Below are 22,375 nucleotides of genomic sequence, written 5' to 3'. Positions count from 1 at the left end.
TAAAGCTTTGAAACTATCAATAAAAATATCTTCTAAAGTTTCTTCAATATTATAAAGGTCATGATGCTCTCCGCTTATTGGACTTCCCGTTGAAGGCATTTGCCCCGGTTATCACAGAGAAAAATACAATTAGTAGTATTGGATGATTTTCTTCTCTGATACCCTACTGATTCTCCTCCCGTTCTGCTGGGGGTATGGCTTCCATCTAATTGTATACTGGAAAGATCTAATTTCATTTATTATTCTGGAAAAGAGAAATCCAAATTCGTCTGAAAGAACCGTCCTTACACCATGTATTGAAATAATAAACGAATTGCCAGTTTATTGTTTCTTTTGAAAAATATTCTTTTAGATTCAATTCCCGCCATTGGCAGCCTGTTTTCAATTGTTTTATAATGAGCTAAGATTTTGCCCAAATCAAATCTCGTGGAAAATCTTCGTTTGCCTTTACTTAAATGAGGCAAAATCCATTTTTCCAGTTTATCTTTGCTTATGAGTTCCAGATTTTAGTTCTTTTTTTTTCAACTCTAAATTGCTAATTTTTCTGGAAACTCTTTCTTAAATAAGTTTAAACAAGTTCAAGACTTCAATGTCCTTAACCATATAAAATTTGAATATTAAGACCTCAATATCAGATATTTAAACTCAGGGATGAAATATTTACGGTTCAATATTTTTTCACTAATTTTTTAACCATAGTAATATTCCGTAGTTACATCACCACTGAAAGCCGGATGCACGTCCTGCTTCTGCATATTCAGTTCAAATAGTCTTTCACCATTTTTATTCCCACCCCGTATTTTTAAAGAATACCATCCGTTTTCTAATGAAAGTGTTATACTGTTTTCATCATTAATAGAAGCAGTATCTTTTAAATAACCGATGCCTACAATTTTCACTTCATTATTAGCAGTCTGAAATATCCAGCCTTTCGACTCTACTTCTACTTCTTCATCATTCAAAATCTTTTCATTATTCATGGAAAGCCGGAAAGCATAATAATCCTCCTCTACTCCTATGATAGGAATAGCAATTCCGGATCTGGTTATGACATCTCCATGTTCGTTTTCTACGAAATATTTTAAAATATTAGTACCTGAAAGATGATGGTCCTGCAGATACTGTGCTAAAAGCTGTGGACTGAATATCACGAAACCTTTAAGTTCAGAGAATATTTTTTTCATATATATGGATTGGATTAAATTTTACATAGGTGGAAAAGTGCTCAATCATATTATTCTTTAACATCATGCTTTCTTTTAAGTTACTAATTTCCATAACCTTATCTTTTTATTACTGGTGATTACCTTTCATATGCATATGTCTCATTTAAGCAAATTAAAAGATTTATATCACAATTATTTAAACTGATTTGCTAAATCTAAATAATATTGTTTTCCATATTCATTATTGGATTCTTCTGCTTTTTTGTTAAAATAATCTGCTACCTCTTTTTTATTTTCCTCAGGAATTTCACCACCATACAAATCTATGATAACCTCAAAAGAGCTTTCTGCTACCTTTTTCGGAGACATTTCCTTTACCTCCATAAAATACTGCCACTTTTGATTGTAATTTTTGAAATGTTCCATTCTTGGAAGAAATATTGCCACATAAGGACCTATATTTTTTTTGTAAGCATTTTCAAGCATCAACTCATAGATCTCCTTTGTTTCCGGCAAATTGTACCTTTGGAGCATATTTCCTAATGCAGAAATGAGTAAAACTACCAGTTTGGTATTATCAGCATTACTTTTATAAATATCTAAAAGAATATCAGCAAATTCTGCATCGTTAAAAAGATTGTTATAATATACTGATACTTCAAGTCTCGGTGTCTTTTCAAACTCTTTTACAGCCTGAAACAGTTCCTCTGCACTCAGTTTTTTCCATCCGGAGATTTGTTTTTTTAACGATTCTATGTTATCAATATTCTTCTGTATCTTTTGAGGTATTTTGCTCATTTATATATTTTTTCTTTATTTACATTCAACTTTAAATTTACCGTTGCTTTCCACGGATTTGGTTTCTGCTTTACTCATAATATCATCTATTTCAGCCGCAGTGTAGAATTTTCTTCCTTGCTTCAGATTGGCAGGATCATAAGAGTGATAGAAACCTCCGTCAAGCCTTCTCTTATTCAGTAAGGCCTGGCTTTTATGATGAAATAATGCAGAGCCTTCAATATTCCTGGAAGCAATTCTTCCATTTAAATTATCAACATACTTCACTTCATCAAAGACCTTTCCATCTCTCGCATGTTCCATAAAACGTTCCTGAACAGGCCGTTCCGTAATTCCTTCATACACCATCACACCATTACTAAACAGTTGGTAGAAAGCATCCAATCCAAAAACATCGATCCAAATATTGCTATCAAACACAAAGGCATATAAATTGGGATTTCTGCCTTCTAAGCCGATCGGATCTTTGGAAATATAATTTCCGCTATCGTTATCATAATATCTGAATCGATTATAATAAAGACCGTCTGTTTCTATGTCTTCATATTGCCCAAGCTGCCTGAAAGGAATAAAATACCTATCGCCTTTTAAATTTTTAAGATTTCCATAGATATCATATTCTGTACTCCAGATTACTTTACCTTCTTTATCAAAAGCCTGTACCGGTCTTCCTAAATAATCAGAAACAATACTGTAGCTTTCTCCATTGATAATTTTGGCACACGGTACATATGAATTTCGCTCATATATCCATGTAACCACATTTTGTACAGGTTCTTTTCCTTCAAGAACGTTTCCGTCATCATCTATTGTCGTTACAGGTTCTTCATCAATATCATAGCTCCATTCATGCAGAAGAACGTTGCCATCCCAAATATAACGAGTTATTTTCTTTAGACCAATTTTTGAGATTCTTCTTCCGATGGCATCATACTTAAAGCTTACCTCTTTCCCATCGGGACGTTTTACTTTGGTAAGCATTCCGTTGGCACCCCAGAAATAGGCCCAGTCACCAGGGTTCCATTCCGGGCTCTGCACTTCTGCGGAAGGTATTGAATTTACATTGGGTAAATCTATACCGTCTGGCAGCTTAGGAGTATTCAGCCAGTCTGAAGCGATGGTTTTGTAATAAGGATGCACAATATCTTCTTCGTCCTGATGCTCCGGTAAAACATTATTGATCGGACGTTTACTTTTTAATAGTAAATTACCATCCTCATCGTAATGATAGAACCAGTTTTTGTCACGCATCAGCTTTCCTCCTTTATCGTACACACGATCGGTTCTTTTTACACTTTCGTACAGACAGCCTGTAGCATCCGGATTTTTATATTGCACCTCACCACTGGAGTATTCTGCAGCCACAAGGCTTCCAAACGCATCATAATCAAACCTTGTTCTTCCGCCCGTTACTCTATCCAGAATATTGAACAAACGGTTTCCTGCAGCCCAGTTATAATCTTTATGTAAAGTTGTATCAGTTTTATTAACTGTCACCTTCTGGCTTATTGGCATTCCGGTATGATCAAACTCGAATGTACTTTCTATTCCGCCTGTGATTTCACGGGAAAGCAGCTGCCCACTCTGACTGATATCAATGTTCATCTGCCATGGCAGCTTAAGATCCGGAGTGGCAGCTATTACTGTTTTAAAGTGTCTCAAATCATTGTAGGCATATTCTATCTCCGCACCCAGACTGCTTTGTAAACCTACGAGATTTCCCTGACTGTCGTATTCATACTGAATAGAATGTTCACCTTGCTTTTCACTGGTGATCTGCCCTAATTTATTTCTCTGGAAACTGATGCTGCTGTCTTCGTTATCAGCTTTAATCAGTAATCCTGAAGTATCATATTGATAGGCTTCCCATGTTCCGTCCGGATAATGGGTCTGCGTAATCCTTCGTCCCAAATCATACTCGTAAAATGTATTTTTTCCCTGTGGGGTTCTTCTTTGGGTAATAAGACCGTCTTTGTCTCTTATAAAAAATTTTTTCTGACCGTCAAAACCTGTTTCTCCTATAATTTCATTATTATTATTTCTTTCAAAAGAATATATTTCCCCTTTTTCATTGGTAATGCTTACTAAATTTTCATAGGCATCATAGCCGAAGATCAGGGTTTCTTCTTTTTTATTGGTAATGGCATTCCGTCTAACTCTGCGTTTCAGGCTTCCCAACGGAGTATAGCTCAGAAGCCATTCTGCCCGGCCGTCTGTGGCATATACCGGCAGATCATAAGCATCATAACGAAGTTTTAAAGGAAGCTGTCCCTGTTCATCTACTTCTATTACCCTTCCCATCCTGTCTCTGTTAAGAATGGTTCTGTTTAATGGTTTCGGGCTGAAAACAAGCATTCTTCCGTATTCATCATATTTCAGATATTGTTCCGCTCCGGCCGTATTGGCTATATGAGTAATCTGTCCTCTCTGATTGTATTCATAGTAAGTTGCAATATCCCCTCTTCTGCTATTTTCAGGAAGTCTTTCTCCATCGGTATACTGGTAATAGACGGTTTCTTCTATGGGATCGGTATAGTTCAACAGTTTTCCGTCTTCGTCATAACTCCAAGTTTCTGAAGCTCCGGAAGGTGAAAAACGGGCTGTAACCTGTCCAAATTCATTATACTGATAGTGATATTCTTCGCCATCCGGACTATGGTAAATTTTGATATTCCCCATTTCATCATAGGTGAATCCTTCCACTCTGCCTTCAGGTGATCCAATCATTTTCAGCTCATTATGTGCGGTATAATCATACCAGGTTTCACCACCTTCTCCATCTACTTTTTTATAAACCAGAAAGTTTTCATCGTAATGGTACTCCTCTGTTTTATTATTTTGTTTTGGATAGATAACTTCTGTATAACCTTCCTCATCATGATAATGAAGTTTACCTTCCATATATCCATCCGTTCCTTTGGTATGGATTACCCTTCCCTTTTTGTCATATTCCCACTGATAGCTCATTCCGTTACGGTTGGTTCTTCTTACCACATGGTTTTCTCCATCATAATGAAACACAATGGCCTTTTTATGAATATCCCAGACACGGGTAAGATTACCCCGCTCATCATAATCATAACGAACCTGCAGATCTCTCTGCTTTTTATAACAATAGTAAACTTCTGTTACTTTTTTATACTCAGGATGAATAATGGTTTCTATACTACAGCCACTCTTAACATCTTTTATACTTTTAAGGACAATATTCCGGTCTTCATATTCATATTCCCTGATTGTTCCGTCACCATATTCAATACGGATTACTTTATATATAGTTCCTTCCGAAATATGATGGAAACGTTGATACGTATAGATATCAGTTCCTTTACGGATTACCCAGATGCTGCTGCTTGGTCTGTACTGCCATATCTTCTGATCCCGGAAATACGTCATTTCCTCACCTATTTCAGGAGCAGGAATCAGCATTGCTATATTTTCGTCCGGATGCATCCATCCGGCAAACTTATTATCTTCCTCAGGTAGAATAAACAGATCATGATTATTGAAAACCCCGTTTCCAAGCGGGCCAAAATCATAAGGCCGGTCGCTGTGCCAGATATTTTTCCAGAGTAAAGGTGTACTGCCCTGAATTACAAAATCATCCCATTCGAAAACCATAGCACCGGTTGCAAAATTCACAGGTTCAAATCCCCAATGACACAATTTCTTGGATAAAGCATTGGCAAATTTGAATTTATTGAACGGAGCTTTTTTAAGAACACTGTGATTAAGCTTTTTTAAACCGTTGGCTCCAAGTTTTCCTATTTTCTTGGTCAAACTTCTCATTAAAAACATTCCCGCAAGACGCATCAGCATTTCTCCCGGAGTATAAACATGGGGTACAAAGGCTCCTCCCACCAATACCGGCCCGCCCGTATTGATCTGGATATACATACTTGAAAAATTATTGTAGAAAGCAAAATAAGCCAGAGGGTTTTTCTTTGGTTTATCAGGCATTGCAGGCAGCATGGTCATTCCGAAAGGGAATCCCATACAGGTAAGCACCTGCTGAGGCTGATTGCCGCTCATTTTACTTCCCTGTGCCAAAACTGTCTGCGAGCCGTAATAGACCTCTCCTTCGTGTGGAGCTTCCTGAGGAAAAGGAATAATATAAACAGGAATCAAAGAAGTGATATGTCTGAAAGGGATTACAACCCCCATAACACTGGTGGTTGTAGTTGCTTTATGCCTTCCGTGAACATATATTGACCCTCCCATCGGAATGCTTTCCGGAAGAGACGGCATCAGGTTTCTTGCAAATTGCGGAATCGGAATCGTAATGGTAATGTAATCCATAATATCAAAAACAATCCCGATAAACGGATGTGGCAACGGTAATGGAATCAGCATAAATGAAGGCGGCGGCGGAATGAGCGTCCAATGAATATCAATCGCCAGTACAATATCAAAATGCTTACTCGTATGCTGAATGGCTGTGGAAGGCATTGCAGGAGTATTAACCTTTATCAGCTTCACTTTGCTTTCCGGAGCCGCTTTTTCTGCAGTCACAGCACTGCCCCCACCTCCGCCTCCACTGCTTTTCGCCGGCTGGCCAGAGTCCCCGCCCGCTATGGATTTAGCCATGGAAACAGGATTCAGTGAATCGAAATTATTCTTCATTCCGTTTTTCCATCCCTGTGTGGTTTTATCCCAGCTTACCGAGGTAACATCTGCATTTACCTTCCAGGAGCGGTCCGGATTCATATCCGGTTTTGCTACCTTGATGGGTTTTACTGTTTTTTTATTCAGATCTGCCATGATTCTTTTAATTTGAGATTAGCCCGCTTTCGGTTTTTCCACGCTCACTTTCCAGTCATCACCAAAATAGCCCTTCATTTCGTTATCCAGTAGTGCTTTTTTATCCGTATCTCCTTCATATTTAAGAATAAGCATAGAGGCCACAAACCTCAGACTGCTCTGTTCCCTTGCTGAAGAATCCATCACTTTTGCTATATCCAGGCATTTTTCAAAATACCTGATCATTTTATCTTTTGTCAGAACCGTATCATTCAACGTTCCGATGATTCTGTAACACTCAATAGCCATTGCATATTCTCCTATTTTCCGAGCCGTTTCTGCAGCTTTTTCAAATGCTTTCTGTGCCCTGGATTTTTTGGAATTCCCTAATAAATGGCTTCCATAGTTCATATACATCTGAACTTCCAGCGGAGTATCCGGCTCTACTTCTTCAAATATGGTTTGGTAGGTGTCTTCTGCTTTATCCTTTTTTTTATCTGCCGTATAAGCCTGGGTAAGCATAAAATAGGCAGAAATTTCTCCCTGTTTATTCTTTTGTTCTTGGGCAAGCTTCACCGCCTTTTTCAGTGCATATTCCGCTTCTCTGAACCTTTCTTTACTTAAATGATTACTCGCTGTAAGGATCTGCTGCTGAAAATCCGTATCCGGACTGTTCTTTTTACGATTGGTATGGGCAGCGGTATTCTGCATTAGCTGATGAATATCTACTTCTACCCTGAAACTATGCGCTGAGGAGATGTTTGACAAGGTCCTGTAATGGTGATGCTCTGCCCAGACCAGTTTAATATCTTTATTTCCCGACTTTTCGCAGATCCTGCACCATTCTTTTACCCACAAAGAAAGCTCTTCGGTATCGCTGATCCTTAGCGGAGCTATATAAATGTAGATGCAGGAATCCTTAATATTGGCGAAATTTTTCTTTAATTCCAGTAAAGGATAAAAGGCTTTGTATGCATCTGTTTTAAAAGTTTCGTCAGGTTGTCTGAGTTCCCATTCCGGAATATTTTCTTCACTTTTCTTCAGCATTTCATAGAATTCCGTCCATTCATCCAACAAGGTTTGTCCGAAAGAATTCATCCCGTTAAATTCCTGGTAATGGAGCAAAAAAACATCATCTCCCTCTTCATCCTCAGAAAGCTTCGACTTGATAAAACCATCAAAAAGATCGGTTTCATGTTTTTCTCCCAAACAGATCAGCATGGGTTTTTCTCCGTTCTTTGAAACAACTTTCCGCCATTGCCTTTTTAATTTGATCAACTCCAAATCTACCGGATTCATCTGCCTTAATTCAGTTTTACAGTTCCACTTACAATATTTGTCTCGCTTCCGCCACCAATATTTATTTTTCCCCCGCTGCTGAGATTGGCTTCGGTATCTCCTCTCATGGAAAGTGTTTTGGTTCCGATATCCAGCGTATCGGATTTGATACCGATTCCTGAAGTAGGATCACCGTCCTCAGGGCCTACCCCTACACCGATACTTGATGTTCCGCCTACTCCGATATTAATTCCCTGAACAAATATTTCTTTTCCTTTGATCTGGATATTTCCATCTTTATCCATATAAATGGAACTGCTTCCACAATTCAGCGTAATGGAAATTTTGCTGTCTATGGTGATGTTTCCAGCCCCATCCAGAAAAACGGAGTTCTGATCTTTATCTCTCACTGTAATTCCTCCCCCGTCATCCAGGCTCATCGTATGCCCGCTTTTACTGCTTAGGCTTTTAATATTATTACCGGCACCACCGCCTCCGCCAACGCCTCCATGGAACATTCCTCCCATCACAAACGGACGGTCAGGATGCTGATGGGCAAAGTTGACCACCACCTGATCTCCCTCTTCCGGAATAGCCATGAACCCACGGTTTTTACTTACTTTTTCACTTCCGCCGCCATCAGGAGTCATCACCCTGATATATTCTGTCGTGGTAGAGCCGTTCTGCCAGTCAAACTGTACTTTCACCCGTCCCTGATTTAAAGGGTCTGCATTGGAAATTACTTTGGCAAACTGAGCATCCGCTTTTGGGGTATGGAATTCCGGACGGGGAATAAATCCTGTATCTGATGCGATGGCCTCAAAGGTTCCTGTATAATATCCTCTTGCGTCTACATCATGATACATTTCTGTAATCATCAGTTTGGTAAAGTAGGTTGTTTCACTGCTTTCAGCTTTTCTCATTTCGATATCAGCAATACAGCCGGGATATAGAAACGGCACTGTTGTAACTCCTGAAATAACAAACACTTCGGCAGCTTTGCTTCCTGCAGTTCCTTTCTGGGAATTTTCAACATCCATGAAAGACACTGCTTTTATGGGGGCAACTCTCAGTGATGGGGTTGTAAAGGTTTTCTCTGAAATTTCATACGCCCTTTTCGCAATATCTGAAGTATGATTGATCTTTGAGCTTCCGGCGGTTAATTTTTCATTTTTACTGCTGTTGTAGCCATAAAATGACGGATTCACGTGCTGCGCTTTCATTTTTATTTTAACATCGCTCACGCTGCTTCCGTATGTAAGTTTTACAGGTTTTTCCTGAGGGGGAAGTTTCCCGAAATGCAGTACTTCACCATCATAATAAAACTGTTCCCCATAAGCTTCTGCAATTCTTGCGAGATAGTTATAGTGGGTTTCTTCATATTGTGAACTGTAGGAAACATTCCCATGGGACGCATCTACCCTGAAATCAAAGGTATTTTGTCCCAGACCTTCTTTGATTACCTGATCTGCAATACTGTTCAGACTGATTTCCTGAGATCCCCCAAAACTTTGAATGTGGGGAGCTGCATCTAAAAGAACGGTTGGGCTGGAACCTGTAAGAACTATATTTCCCAGACTTCCTTTTTCCTGGCTGAAACCTACTTCAGTAATTACTCCTACAAAATTTCTTTCCGGGCCGTCTTCAACGTCTTTATACCTGAAGATCACTGTAATTCTTTTCCCCAGGAAGTTCTGGGCTTCCTCAAGATTATGGTTTTCTGAGCTTCCTAAGGTATCGTGAGCCAGCATCAGATCAAATTCATGATGTCTTACAGCACTTTGTTTTAATTTAAAATGCTTGAAATGTTTGATTACTTTTCCGTCAATTACAATTTCAAGCTTTACCACCCGATTGATCCCGGCGACCTGGTTTCCGGGAATCGTATTGGCATTATAAATTCCTGAAGTGGGCTGTTTAGACCACACTTTATCTTCTACCAGAGTGGGAGGATTAGGTTGTTTTACCTGGTTCATAAACATTTGAGAGCCGTTTTGAACCATTCCTGTATAGGCCTGGGCCTGAGCCATTTTTTCCGTTGCCTTCTTAATGGTTCCATTCGATTTTTCCTGTACTTCCTTAGCAGTTCTGCTGACCGCCTGATCTGTCAACGTTTCTTTAATATTGTTTACAGCTGGAATTTTATCTTTAGAAACAGGCGTTTTGGGTGAATGATCGTCCTGAAACATAGTTGTAATATTTTGATTGATTGGATGTCAGATTTTTTTAAGCTAAAATTGATCTGAACAATAAGATCAGATAAACTTTATTACCCGATTCCGCCTATGGGCCGGAGCCGGATATTGAGGTCAAAACAGGCATTAGAAAAACGGTAAAAAGGAAAAGCAAAATACGAAGTCCTGTTTACCCCCTGTTAATGGCAGAATTTCTCCTGATTTAATGTTGTAATATGCGGGTTTTAATCATTATTAATTTTTTGTATTGGATTGGTGGTATTACAAAGATAAAGCGGTAATCGTTATTCAGGAAATTTTCTACATATAATCTGTAATTTTGTAGTAGTTCTACGACTTTTCATCAATAATTCCAAAACAGATGATTAAAAAAAAGAAACAAATCCCTCAGTGTCAAATAAATATTTAACAATTTTTAATAAATAAAAACGGGCAATTTATCACTTAAAATAGAAATAAGTTAAAAATACCATGTAATAAAAAACCAGCTGCAAATAATAAATCAACAGCTGGTTTTTATTGAAACGAGTTTACATTTATAAAAAAAGTATATTTATTAAAACCATTAAGAACGGTTAAGAAACGAAGCACAGTTAAGATGAATTATTACAACTTAATACAGCCTTAATGTTTTAAAAATAAAAGTTGCAACCAATTCATTTAAGGTTTTCTAAGCTCTGCCACTTTTTTGAGATAAACATCGCTCTGATCCAGAAATTCCTGATCGGTCTGATGTATGGTAATATGAGGCATAACTCCCTGCCCTCTTTTCTGATCCGGAAGATTCTGAGCATCCTGAATCACATGAACAATTGAGAATCCGGTCTGGATTCCCGTGTTGGGAAGTTCATACACCAGCGGAAAGTGGCCGTTATGTTCATAGTAGCCTCCTACAGTTTCTTTTCCAATGACAACGGCATTGGTATAAGATTTAATCAGAGAAGCCAAATGGGAAGCAGCAGAAGCAACCCTTTGGTCTACCAACAGATAAAGCTGCCCTTTAAAGGTTCTGTCATTAGGCATTATGGAAGGATTTTTGTCATCTGCCCAATAGTATTTGCCCTGAACATTTTTAGGATAAAGCTGTTTCAGATAGGCATTCAGCCCCTGCTTATCCTGAACTCCATTGGAAAGGAAAAGAGGGGTTATCACCAGTTTTTCTTCCAACGGAACTTCGTTGAATTTGGTATAGGCATAATGACTGTCGCGGAAAGGCCTTTGTGTAAGATAAGAGAACACTTTTTCATACAGAGCTCCTGTACCTCCAGTATTTCCCCTGAGATCAATAATCAGGTTCTGTATGTTTTCACGTTCCAGAGTATCCATCATCTGATCAAGGAAAACGCTGAATTTTTTATAAGCAGGATCTTCTTTTCCGGTAGCAAAATCAAATCCTCTCAGAGACAGCCTGTAAATCCCCCCGCCTTTTTTGCTGAAACTATATTTTTCAGACAGCAGCTTTTTATCAAAAGCAAGTGAATATCTTGATTCCTGAAGCTTTTTAAAGTTTTCCAATGGGATCCCCGGCAGGGAAATCTCCTTTGCGGCTCCATTCCATTGATACCGGATCACATAATTTTTATGGTTTCCGAATTCTATATAAAATTTATCCAGCATACCTCTTTCAAAACCTGTGGTTTCCTTATAAGGCATAGAATATCCATCAGAAAAATAATACTGAGAAAGGCGGCTGATCATCTCTTTTGAAGGAATTCCGTTGATGGAAAGGACTTCAGCACCAAGAGGTATTGCTGCATCTTTTGAATCCTGAAGCAGGCGGCCGTCAATATTTTTCAGGGTAATGGGCAGATATTCAGATTTCTGTGTGAGATAGTATGAGGCATGATTGGGTAAGTCTGTATAATTATGACAGCTTCCTTCAAATCCGGTAAGTCTGGCAATTATTTTATAAAAATCGAAAATATTTTTACAGTTTCCTGCTTCTGTTTCTGCCTGCTGGTAGATGCTGTCTATCTGTTTTTTACTTCTGTACACATACAATCCGGAATTTGCCTGTTCCCTGATAGAACGGAATGCCCTTAGGTCTTCCACAAACTGACCAGGTGTAAACTGACCATTCAGAACAGGGACACTTTTGGACTCGACAACAGAAACTTTTGTTGTTTTGCTTTTTTCAAGATAAGATTTGGCCCAGATCTTCACTTCATATTTTTTCCCTTTTTCAGGGGTAAAATAGAAACGCTCAACACTTTTTATTCCTCTGGAATCATCCTGTTCCTTTAATTTTTTTCCATCCATAAACAATGCAACTCCCAGATTGGCATCAGCGGATTGTACCGAGATCCATGATGGCCGGTGAGATTGTGGTGAATATTTCAGGGTATCTCCCGGCTTAAGCTCCGAATGGGTCTGTGCATATGCACTGTTTAAAAACAGTAAAAGGGGAATGATAAAAGGTTTGGTCATTATTATTTTTTGAATGGGCTAATATACAAATTAACCTTAACCGTTTGAGCATTCTTTTAATACTATAATTTTATACTCATTTCCTGTACTTCTTCTGCAGAAAACCCATAAATCTGTGGTGTTTTTATATCCAGAAGATTCAGATAGATGTATAATTCTGCCCTGTGGTGGATTTCATGCTCTATCATGGCACGAAGCCATTTCCATACTGAAATTTCACTATTAGCCGGTGTCAGACATTTCCGTGTAAGATCCTCGTCTGAAAGGCCGGTAATAATTTCCAGGGTCTGCCTGTGCATTTCATTGAAAAATTTAACTGTATTTCCATAGCCGTCGGCAAGCTCTTTTCCACATCCCGGATAGGCACTTTTTTTTCCGGCGATGGTTTCTCCATACATATAGCGTTCAATGGCTGCAATATGCCTTATCTGATCTCCGATGGTAAATTTCCCGGGTTTATAGGTAAAATCAATATGCTCCGGAGGAACAATTTCTATAATACGATTGGTTCTTTCTCTTATTTTTCCGTAATAATCTATGAATGACTGTATTGTTTTTATTTCCATATCCTTTGTTTTATCAGGTCCTTTTTCTATAAAGTGAATATAAGAAATCCAAAGATAAGATCTTGATTTTTACCATAATCATTTATAAGATTAAAAAAATCCCTAATAAGTGAGTCCAAAATTTGGAAGCTTACCAAATAACCAATATTTTAGTTAAAAAATAACCATGATGAGAACAGGAATCTGTTTGTGTATTATTCTGTTAGGTTTTAACAGTATCACCGCTCAATCCGCAAAAATTGATACTGAAAAACTGCTTGAATATTATGAAACACAACGCTATGCCGATGCCGCCCGATATCTTCAGAGCATATATCCCGGAGAAACACAGGATATAAAAGCCCTTTCGCAAATTGCTTATTGTAATATGATGGCCGGTAAACTGCCGGAAGCAGAGAAAAACTATCTGAAAATTAACACTCTTCAACCGAACAGCCTGCCCACTTTATTCAGTTTAGCCGGTATTAATTCCAGAAGGGGAAATGTTGCTAATGCCAAAGCTTATCTTCAGCAGATTATTCAGCTTGACAGCCTTAACTTCAGCGCTTACAAGCAGCTTGCAGCTTATGCCGACCAACCTGAGCCCAGACTCGATTATCTCAAAAAAGCCAATACTATCAATCCTGCTGATCCTGATGTAGCTTATGATCTTTCTTTAACGTACAGCGGCCTGAAACAATACCAGCCCGCTTACAATGTATTGAAAACAGCCATCGCTGCCGATACTGAAAATTTCACCTTACAGCAGGCTTTATTACCGGTTGCGAACCAGCTAACCAAATATCCGGAAGTGATTGAGACCGGCGAAAAACTGCTGAAAAATCATGCTGACGCCAACGTAATGAATGACATGGGACAGGCCTATTTTTATGTAAAGGATTATCAGAAATGCATTATGATGTACAAGACACTTGAGGATATGGGGGTCCAAAATGAAGGCACGTTCTATTATATGGCCTTAAGCTATCGTGAGCTGAAAGATTATCATAAAGCTGAAATCTATGCACAAAAAACTATTGATGAAGCTGTTTCAAAGCACACCACTCTTTATTATGCCGCGCTGGCTGGTATTTATGAAGCCAAAAACCAGTATAACGAGGCGGTAACCGCTTATAAAAGAGGATTGACATTCGGTACCAGCAATATTATTTATTACCGTTTGGGACTTCTCTATGACCTCAATCTGAAGCAGCCTAAAAATGCAGCCATGTATTATCAGTTATACCTTAAAAACAAGCCTGATCAGGAAAAGGAAAAAGAGCAGATTGCTTATGCCCAGGGAAGAATCCCTCTTTTAAAATAGTAATACTATTTTGTGATTATAGTCACAAGTGTAAACTTTATTAATCCGTTAATTTTGTATTCAACGATAAAAACAACATTTATGGACAATACAACTCAAAACGCAGCAGAACAGTTTATCCGGTATTTAAATGAAGAAAATTTTGACAAAGCGGAAAGCTGCCTTGATCCTGATTTTAAATTTATAGGAGTACTGGGAAAAAGAGACGGAGCTTCAGTCTATATCAAAGATATGAAGCAGATGAAGTTCAAATATGAAATTCTTAAGACTTTTACGTCCGGAGAAGATGTATGCTTCTGGTATAATATCAACATGGGAGAAAAAACAATAGAATCTTCAGGATGGTATCATATAAAGGATGGAAAGATTCACACTTTAAAGGTTCTGTTTGATCCGAGACCTTTACTGGACAAATAAAAATATATTGAAAGCTTTGTCCCCATTCATATCCCCCGGTCGTCATAAAAAAAGAATATAATTTATGAAAGAATTTGCACTGATCTTCAGACTGAAAGATATTTCTGATTTCAAACCTTCTCCGGAACAGATCCGGGAGCGTATGGCGTGGCTGGGAAGCATTGCAGCACAAAACAAACTGATGGATAAAGGGAATACTTTATTACCTGCTCCCGGCACCGCTAAAACTGTAAAGCCTGACAATATTGTAACAGACGGCCCTTATACCGAGATCAAGGAGTTCATCAGCGGATATATTATTGTACGGGCAGAATCTATAGATGAAGCAGTGGAAATGGCGAAAGGAAATCCTATCTTTAAAATCGGCGGGAATATTGAAGTCCGTGAAGTTTTGAAAGCGGATGAGTAAGCAGGAAGCAGGAAGATGGGAGATGGAAGTTATGGCAGTTTAAGTAGAAATTTCTTTCTTCAGGCAGCGATGTATCATGTTTTAAAAAATTAATTTACAAAGTAGAAAACGTTTTAAATCCATCCTACTTTTTTTCTCCATACTGTATATTGAACGTCTTTGCCATCAATTTCCGGAATGTCTTCAGATTCCGGAATTTTATTGATATCTGTTCCGGCCAGTGGCGGCAGGTTTACTGTCTCACGCTCTTTATTTACATTTTCCTTATTTTCTACGGGATAAATTGTTCCGTCGGCGGTTAACTGTGTTCCATATCGTTGGGGTTTACTCTGAAAAACCTGAATCCGGTCATGTAAATAAGCTTTATGTACGGGATTAATATCACTGCCATTTTCTTCCATCATCGCATAGCAGGCTTTCATAAATTCAGGTTCGCCGATAGCATGCTGAATAATCAGCCAGGCAGCATCATTTGCTTTCTCTCCTACTTTTGAGATGGTTGGATATCCAATTTCAGCCATGATTTCCCGCAGCCGTTCCGCATTAGCTTTATGAATTTTTTCCATTTCAGGATGATAACCTCCGGATAGCTCGCCGGCCAGCAGCAGCTTTTCTCTTACAGACAGGTCTTTGTCAGCCATTTCAATCAGTTCTTTTTCAAAAGGGAGATGATTCATATTATAAATGTTTATTGATGATTGATAAATGATAAGTGAGGAATATACTCTATATAATTTTATCAAGAATAAAACTTACCCTGCTTTCTACTGAAACTTTCGGAACTTCTATGATCGTAAAACCATACTCCTGATAAATTTCTTTCATACACTCAAAGGTTGCCACTGCCTGTTCAAAGGTTTGTTTTCTCTCAGGATCATTTTCATAAATCTCTTTCCATGGCGGAAGAATAAAAACATTGTTGTGATAAACCATTGCTCTGGCTTTAGATTCCATGATTGCCGGGATGGGAATATTTTCAAGTCTCATATAACCAAGCGTATCCAGTATGCCGCGGTCAAAGAAAACAGGTTTTGTATAGCCCATTTCACTTATTTCCAGGTAGGTTTTTAGAGATTCCTCAAACATCAGTTCTGCAAAACGTTCTTTATTGAGCCAGGGAAGTCCTTCACCACCGGAATCAATCTGCTGCCTGATAATTTTCCTTCCTTCTTCCGGCACTGTAATCGCTTCATGGCGGCTTAATTCTTCCAGCAATGTTGTTTTGCCGGCTCCGGGACCTCCGGTAATAATATATCGTGTTAAAATATCCTGCTTCATGGATTTGAATTATATCTGATTAAACCCAGGCTTCCATAGATTCTGTGGGTATTAATAATTATTTTTAATAATGTTTTTATAAGTGCTGATACGGTCTTCCTCACGGAACATATTACATAATATCAGGAGATTATCCGTATTGTATTTTTCTGAAACTTTCTGTAATCTCTGACCAACAGACTGAGGTGTTTCTGTAATAATCCTGTCTAAAACAGTAAAGAACTCTTCTTCATCTTTAGTTCCCAGAACCTTTTCTTCAACAGCTTCCGGGGAAAGAACAGCATCCGGACTTACCAGTTGACGGGATTGTAAAAACTGATAAGCCATTCCATAGGCATTCCGTCTGGCCTCTTCAATGGTAGCAGCCACTGATACAGCCACTGCAACCTGTAAAGAAGGCTTTGGAAAATATTTCGTTACATCAAATTCTCTGAGATAGGCATCTGTATTTTCCATTCCCTTCTCATTGTTCATAAAAGCAGCAAATGAATATCCGATCCCGTGCTTTGCGGCTTCCCTGGCAGAAGTTATTCCAGAGCCCAGCCACATGATTTCGGGGATATGCAGCACATGGGTTGGCTGCGCAATAAGCCCGTTGTATACACTTTCTTCGTCTCTGATAAACTGAATGATTTCTTCCAGCTTTGTCTCCATATCGGATAAGACCACCGGTTTATGATTATTCAAAGCCATTACGGCATCTTTTAACCCTCCCGGCGCCTTTCCCAGCCCTAAAATAAAGCGTTCCGGATATAGGGTTGACAGCATTTTGGTCCATTCTGCAATTTTATAGGCAGAATAATTCCGCATCATGATGCCGGCTGTCCCCACTTTGATCCGGCTTGTTTTACTGAGGACAATTGCCGCTAAAAGTTCTGGACTGGAGCTGCCATAAGCTTCTACTCCATGATGTTCAGAATACATAATACTATGAAATCCTGTTTCTTCAGCCAATACGGCAAGATTAAGACTGTTAGTCAATGCCAATGCTGCATTTCCTCCCATGACGGCAGGTGACTGGTCTAATATCCCTAGCTTCAGCTTCATCGTATTGAATCAATTTTATGGTGAAGTTATGAAAGCTTTGTTTAACAGAAAAATATAATCCTATCATTCTTTAGGTGGGAAGACAATTCCTTCATCCTTAATCAGGTCGTAACCAAATTTCATGATAGTTTCAATAACCGGAATGGCTTTTTTTCCTTTCTCTGTAAGGCTGTATTCCACTTTCGGAGGAATTACCGGAAATACTTCCCTGTGGATCATCTCTTTAGCTTCCAGCTCACGCAGCTGGCTGGTCAGCATTTTATCTGTAATATGGGGAATATCCTTTTTAAGTTCGCTAAAACGGAGAGGTTTCTCCTGTAATCTCCACAAAACCGGCATTTTCCAGGTTCCGCCGATATGACTTAATGCAAATTCAATGGGAGTATAATATAATCTTTTATCATGGAAAAATTCAGGCATAACAAATGTTTTTACATTAACACTTTCTAAAAAGTAAGTATAGAACCAAAAGGTAAGTATATAGTTTTCTGATAGTCTATTCTGCAAATTTGCAAAAAAAAATAATGAATATGAATAGAAATCTTTATCTGCTGGCATTTGGTGTTTTCGGAATTACCACTACAGAATTCGGAGTGATTGGAGTATTGCCTGAACTCGCTTCTGCATTCCGGGTCTCCATTGAAAAAGCGGGATGGCTGCTGAGTGCATTTGCATTGATTGTTGCTGTTTTCGGGCCATTCATGCTTCTTATCCTCTCTTCTTTCAAAAGAAAAAGCTTATTGATTCTTTCTTTATCAGTTTTTGTCGCAGCCAATATCCTGTCTGCCTTTATTCCTGATTTTTATCTTCTTCTTATCGTAAGAATGATTCCTGCGTTTTTCCATCCGGTGTACTGGTCTATTGCTTTATCTGTGGCCGGACAAACCTCAGATGCTGCAGAGAAATCCAGGGCCGTCAGTATTATTTTTTCCGGGCTTACGCTGGCAACTGTCTTGGGAGTACCCTTGGCTACTTTTATGTCTGATTTTCTCTCCTGGCAATCTTCCTTTTTACTCACTGCTTTCATTAATGGTGTTGCTCTGGCAGGAGTATGGCTGTATTTGCCATCCATTCAGAATACAGGAGCATCTTCGGGTAAATTCCAAATTAAAACATTTCGGGATAAGCATATATGGGGCGGGTTTCTTCTGGCATTCTTCATGATTACAGCAATGTATTCAACCTACGGTTATATGGCAGATTTTTTAAAGAATGTCACCCATATGAACGGAAAACAAATCAGTATGATGCTTTTTCTGTTTGGTACTGCAGGTATTGCAGGAAACAGAATTGCAGGAAAATATATGAGCAGGTTTCCGTTTCAGACTACTTTGGCGTTCCTGATTTTACTATCCGGAATCCACCTTCTGATTGCATATTACGGGAGCTGTTTTACCCCTATGATTTTGATTACAGGCTTTTGGGGGCTCATACATTCCGGAGGTTTTCTGATCAGTAATATCAATGTAACCTCGTCTACATCAGAGGACTCTGAGTTCATCAACAGTATTTTTACTTCGTGCGGGAATTTTGCTGTTACTGCAGGGAGTCTTTTGGGGGGATTCTGTATTGCCCGTTATGGTATAGAAAACGTAGTATGGCTAAGCATCACAGTTCTTATTCTTGCTATGGTTGTGCTGCTTGTCAAAAAAAGAAACAGATATTGAACTTTATTAAAAAGTAAAGCCTTCCATTACAGCCAGGTTACTTTAAGTTTTTTCAGGAACAAGACCTTACTTCTGATTCTTATATTTGCGACTGTCTTTAATAATCGTAATTATTACAAAGTAAATCAAAAGCGCAAGCATATGAAGCCCTGGCACAACAAGCAGCAAAAACCACCATACAAGTCCTGCACCTCCACCACTGTCAAATAGTAAATGATAATATAATACTGCATTGTATATGAAGAACAATATCATATTGAAAGTACCGAATTTCCAACTGTGTCTAAAGGTTACAATAATAAGTAAGAAACAAACTATTGAAGCTGCATATAAAAGCTGATTATCATTCATTGTTGGTTAAACTATTTATCATTTATTTTAAACTGTTCTGTTCTAAGCAGATAGCAGCCTCTAGGGAAACTTTTTGTCCGTTAACACAAATTCATAGGTTTCAAATCTGCTGATTGTTGTAAGAAAGCACTTGCAGATACAAGAAAAAATAATAGTTGAAGCGTTTCATGGCTGGTTTTTAATGATAACAATTATACATAGAATTATCCTATTTTACAAATAACATTTGCCTTGTGAAGTGTCTATTGTGTAAAGGCATGCTAGCTAAAAAACATCAGAATAACTCCAAAAAAAGAAACCTGAATATGTATTTTTAAATTTTATTTATATCAATTCCAAATAATTTGAATACTTTCCATTTATTGTCACAAATATTTAATACTTTAGCTCAATAATTTTAACGAATGGGAATAATCCTTAAACCAATTGATATTGTAGATGACATTTCACAAGAAGAATTCCGTGAAAAATATCTAAAGCCATGTAAGCCGGTAGTAATCAGAAACATGGCAAGAAAGTGGCCTGCCTATCAAAAATGGACGATGGACTATATGAAGGAGGTGGTTGGTGATGTTATCGTTCCCCTTTATGACAGCTCAAAAGCAGATCCTGCAGCACCTATTAATACTCCAACGACAAAAATGCCTTTCAGTGAGTATGTTGACCTTATTCAAAGAGAGCCTACCGACCTGAGAATCTTTTTCTTTGATCCTATAAAATTTGCGCCAAAATTACTGGATGATTATGTTCCGCCAAAAAATCTTATGGGTGGATTTTTAGATAAATATCCAAGTATGTTCTTCGGAGGTAAAGGCTCTGTGACTTTCCTTCATTATGATATTGATATGCCGCATATTTTCCATACCCATTTCAATGGAAGAAAGCATGTCCTTCTTTTTGAATACAAATGGAAAACCCGCCTTTATAAGCTTCCTTATGCTACCTATGCCCTGGAAGATTATGATATTGCCAATCCTGATTTTGAAAAATTCCCAGCATTGGACGGGATTGAAGGAATTGAGTGTTTTCTGGAGCATGGAGATACTCTATTTATGCCTACCGGCTGGTGGCACTGGATGAAATATCTGGACGGTTCTTTCTCTATTTCCCTGCGTGCCTGGGATAAAAGCTGGGCGGTAAAAGCACATTCTCTCTGGAATCTTGCCATTCAGCGTAATTTTGATAATTTCATGAAAGGCCGGTATAAAAAAAGGTATATGGACTGGAAAGAAAGGAAAGCTGTAGAAAAAGCCAATATTGCTTTGAAAAAAGGACTTCCAAAATAACAGAAAATCTTTTAATATATAGCGGATGGATGATTGAACAGAATCATCCATTCTTTTTTTATTCACCTTCAGGATATGATTCAAAAATTAATTAAATTGCATAGTACGTTTCCTAATACCCATGTATATGTTTGAAAAGTTGATAGATAGTTTTGAAAAGCTATGCCTGCAGATTATAATTGAAATACTGCTGGTTCCGGTAACCATTTTCAAATTGTTTCAGGACCCACGCCGCTGCTATGATCTTTCTGCACACGAGATGGAAAAAGAAGAAACCGAGCGTTTTCACGACTACCTCTCTCCTATCAAACTTTCTGTTTATACTTCTGTAATAGTCTCCGTACTTTTGATGGATTACAGCGGAGAGCACAATATCATTTCCAAGATTAAGGGACTGAGCATGGTAGAAAAGGCACTCTTTATATTTTTGATGAATAATATTACTGCTGTCATATTCAGTGTTGCTTTATTATGGTACAAACAAGAAAAAGTAAATACGGTAACCTTCCGGACATTGCTGTTTTCTTTCATTTATACAACCGTCTACACTACTACTCCCTTTTTTATATTAATCAGTTCGGCTATGTTTCTGGGGCAGACATTAAATGTGGAAGCTTATCTGGACCGTCTTGGCAAAGTGAGTGAATACGGGACGAGAGATTATCTGTTTTTTCTGGTCTTTCTGGTTTTTATTATCATTGGAATTATCGGGGTCTTCAAGTTGTTCAAAGCACTCCATTACATTCTGAAGAATAATTTCAGCTATCATCCTTATGTCGTATGGTTTTTCACAGTGCTGTTCTTTGTTATTCAGCTTTATTATGCAAGAGGATTTATTTAAAAACCAACACATACCAGTCTGTTCATATTTGTTTACATTTGTAAAAATCTTATATCATGCCTAAACCTCGAGAAAGAATAGTAAGCACTGCAATGGTGCTCTTCCATAGACAAGGCTATAACAGCACGGGTATTAACCAGATTATTGACGAAGCCGATGTGTCAAAGGCAAGCTTTTACCAGCATTTTAAATCTAAAGATGATCTTTGCATAGAGTTCCTTAATAAAAGGTATGACTATTGGGTTTCTGAGCTTGAAAAATTCACATCGGAAGCAAAAACACTGCAGGAAAAGTTTCAGAAATCATTTGATTTCCTGATGTACATGAATGAAAAAGAAGATTTCAGGGGATGCAGTTTTCTGAATATCCTGTCGGAAATTCCTGCCGATAAGGAAGAAATTCATAAGGTGATCCGCAATCATAAAGTTAAGCTGAGAGAATCCTTCAATGAAGCTATTCAGAATGAGATGATATCAGCCCATATCTATCTTCTTTTTGAAAGCTCAATACTGGCCAGCCAGCTTTACAGATCGAATGAACTGATAGAGAAATCTAAAATGATTGTGCAGGAAATACTTAGTTCATCACGTTAAGCAAAATTTAAAT

18 protein-coding genes are annotated in these 22,375 nt (G+C 38.2%); 7 read left to right on the top strand and 11 right to left on the bottom strand.

Annotation, left to right across the window (positions count from 1 at the left end):
• Window positions 1-689 precede the first annotated feature (689 nt).
• The 7 genes from ACR1PO_RS19335 to ACR1PO_RS19305 all read right to left on the bottom strand — a co-directional run bounded on the left by ACR1PO_RS19335 (window position 690) and on the right by ACR1PO_RS19305 (window position 13,170).
• Window positions 690-1,184, bottom strand: coding sequence for a hypothetical protein (locus ACR1PO_RS19335; RefSeq protein ID WP_332387298.1), 495 nt, complete (start codon window positions 1,182-1,184; stop codon window positions 690-692).
• Window positions 1,185-1,358: 174 nt separating this feature from the next.
• The gene (locus ACR1PO_RS19330; protein WP_433987855.1) at window positions 1,359-1,964 is read right to left on the bottom strand and encodes a hypothetical protein; all 606 of its coding nucleotides are present in this window, start codon (window positions 1,962-1,964) and stop codon (window positions 1,359-1,361) included.
• Between the two features lie 15 nt (window positions 1,965-1,979).
• The gene (locus tag ACR1PO_RS19325) at window positions 1,980-6,725 is read right to left on the bottom strand and encodes an RHS repeat-associated core domain-containing protein (protein WP_433987854.1); all 4,746 of its coding nucleotides are present in this window, start codon (window positions 6,723-6,725) and stop codon (window positions 1,980-1,982) included.
• Between the two features lie 18 nt (window positions 6,726-6,743).
• Window positions 6,744-8,003 (bottom strand): tetratricopeptide repeat protein, encoded by a 1,260-nt coding sequence (locus ACR1PO_RS19320; RefSeq protein WP_433987853.1) that lies wholly within the window; start codon window positions 8,001-8,003, stop codon window positions 6,744-6,746.
• 5 nt (window positions 8,004-8,008) lie between these two features.
• Window positions 8,009-10,171: a type VI secretion system Vgr family protein gene (locus ACR1PO_RS19315; RefSeq protein WP_433987852.1), complete on the bottom strand. Its 2,163-nt coding sequence runs from the start codon at window positions 10,169-10,171 to the stop codon at window positions 8,009-8,011.
• A gap of 666 nt (window positions 10,172-10,837) precedes the next feature.
• Entirely contained in the window at window positions 10,838-12,604 is a 1,767-nt protein-coding gene (locus ACR1PO_RS19310) for a S41 family peptidase (protein WP_433987851.1), read from the bottom strand.
• Window positions 12,605-12,666: 62 nt separating this feature from the next.
• Window positions 12,667-13,170: a DinB family protein gene (locus ACR1PO_RS19305; RefSeq protein WP_433987850.1), complete on the bottom strand. Its 504-nt coding sequence runs from the start codon at window positions 13,168-13,170 to the stop codon at window positions 12,667-12,669.
• Between the two features lie 166 nt (window positions 13,171-13,336).
• On the opposite strand from ACR1PO_RS19305, the gene ACR1PO_RS19300 reads away from it, so the two are divergent.
• The 3 genes from ACR1PO_RS19300 (at window position 13,337) to ACR1PO_RS19290 (ending at window position 15,299) form a co-directional block, all read left to right on the top strand.
• The gene (locus ACR1PO_RS19300) at window positions 13,337-14,473 is read left to right on the top strand and encodes a tetratricopeptide repeat protein (protein ID WP_433987849.1); all 1,137 of its coding nucleotides are present in this window, start codon (window positions 13,337-13,339) and stop codon (window positions 14,471-14,473) included.
• Between the two features lie 81 nt (window positions 14,474-14,554).
• Entirely contained in the window at window positions 14,555-14,890 is a 336-nt protein-coding gene (locus ACR1PO_RS19295; RefSeq protein ID WP_332387307.1) for a nuclear transport factor 2 family protein, read from the top strand.
• A 64-nt stretch (window positions 14,891-14,954) separates the two neighbouring features.
• On the top strand, window positions 14,955-15,299 hold the full coding sequence (locus ACR1PO_RS19290; protein ID WP_433987848.1) for a YciI family protein: 345 nt from the start codon (window positions 14,955-14,957) through the stop codon (window positions 15,297-15,299).
• A 113-nt stretch (window positions 15,300-15,412) separates the two neighbouring features.
• Here the strand turns inward: ACR1PO_RS19290 and ACR1PO_RS19285 are convergent, their stop codons facing one another.
• The 4 genes from ACR1PO_RS19285 to ACR1PO_RS19270 form a co-directional block, all read right to left on the bottom strand.
• Window positions 15,413-15,976, bottom strand: coding sequence for a DUF6624 domain-containing protein (locus ACR1PO_RS19285; RefSeq protein WP_433987847.1), 564 nt, complete (start codon window positions 15,974-15,976; stop codon window positions 15,413-15,415).
• Window positions 15,977-16,025: 49 nt separating this feature from the next.
• Window positions 16,026-16,577 (bottom strand): AAA family ATPase, encoded by a 552-nt coding sequence (locus ACR1PO_RS19280; protein WP_433987846.1) that lies wholly within the window; start codon window positions 16,575-16,577, stop codon window positions 16,026-16,028.
• Window positions 16,578-16,628: 51 nt separating this feature from the next.
• The gene (locus ACR1PO_RS19275) at window positions 16,629-17,624 is read right to left on the bottom strand and encodes an MsnO8 family LLM class oxidoreductase (RefSeq protein ID WP_332387310.1); all 996 of its coding nucleotides are present in this window, start codon (window positions 17,622-17,624) and stop codon (window positions 16,629-16,631) included.
• 63 nt (window positions 17,625-17,687) lie between these two features.
• Window positions 17,688-18,044: a winged helix-turn-helix transcriptional regulator gene (locus ACR1PO_RS19270; RefSeq protein ID WP_433987845.1), complete on the bottom strand. Its 357-nt coding sequence runs from the start codon at window positions 18,042-18,044 to the stop codon at window positions 17,688-17,690.
• Window positions 18,045-18,154: 110 nt separating this feature from the next.
• On the opposite strand from ACR1PO_RS19270, the gene ACR1PO_RS19265 reads away from it, so the two are divergent.
• From ACR1PO_RS19265 to ACR1PO_RS19250, 4 genes are all read left to right on the top strand, one after another.
• Window positions 18,155-19,291, top strand: coding sequence for an MFS transporter (locus tag ACR1PO_RS19265; protein ID WP_433987844.1), 1,137 nt, complete (start codon window positions 18,155-18,157; stop codon window positions 19,289-19,291).
• 755 nt (window positions 19,292-20,046) lie between these two features.
• Complete coding sequence (locus ACR1PO_RS19260) at window positions 20,047-20,928, top strand: cupin-like domain-containing protein (protein ID WP_433987843.1); 882 nt, start codon at window positions 20,047-20,049, stop codon at window positions 20,926-20,928.
• Between the two features lie 127 nt (window positions 20,929-21,055).
• Entirely contained in the window at window positions 21,056-21,769 is a 714-nt protein-coding gene (locus ACR1PO_RS19255; protein WP_433987842.1) for a hypothetical protein, read from the top strand.
• Between the two features lie 56 nt (window positions 21,770-21,825).
• Window positions 21,826-22,362 (top strand): TetR/AcrR family transcriptional regulator, encoded by a 537-nt coding sequence (locus ACR1PO_RS19250; RefSeq protein ID WP_332387315.1) that lies wholly within the window; start codon window positions 21,826-21,828, stop codon window positions 22,360-22,362.
• The last annotated feature ends 13 nt before the right edge of the window (window positions 22,363-22,375 follow it).

The organism is Chryseobacterium amylolyticum (assembly GCF_051011775.1).
Classification (GTDB): domain Bacteria; phylum Bacteroidota; class Bacteroidia; order Flavobacteriales; family Weeksellaceae; genus Chryseobacterium.
This window is presented reverse-complemented; position numbering and strand designations above follow the sequence as displayed.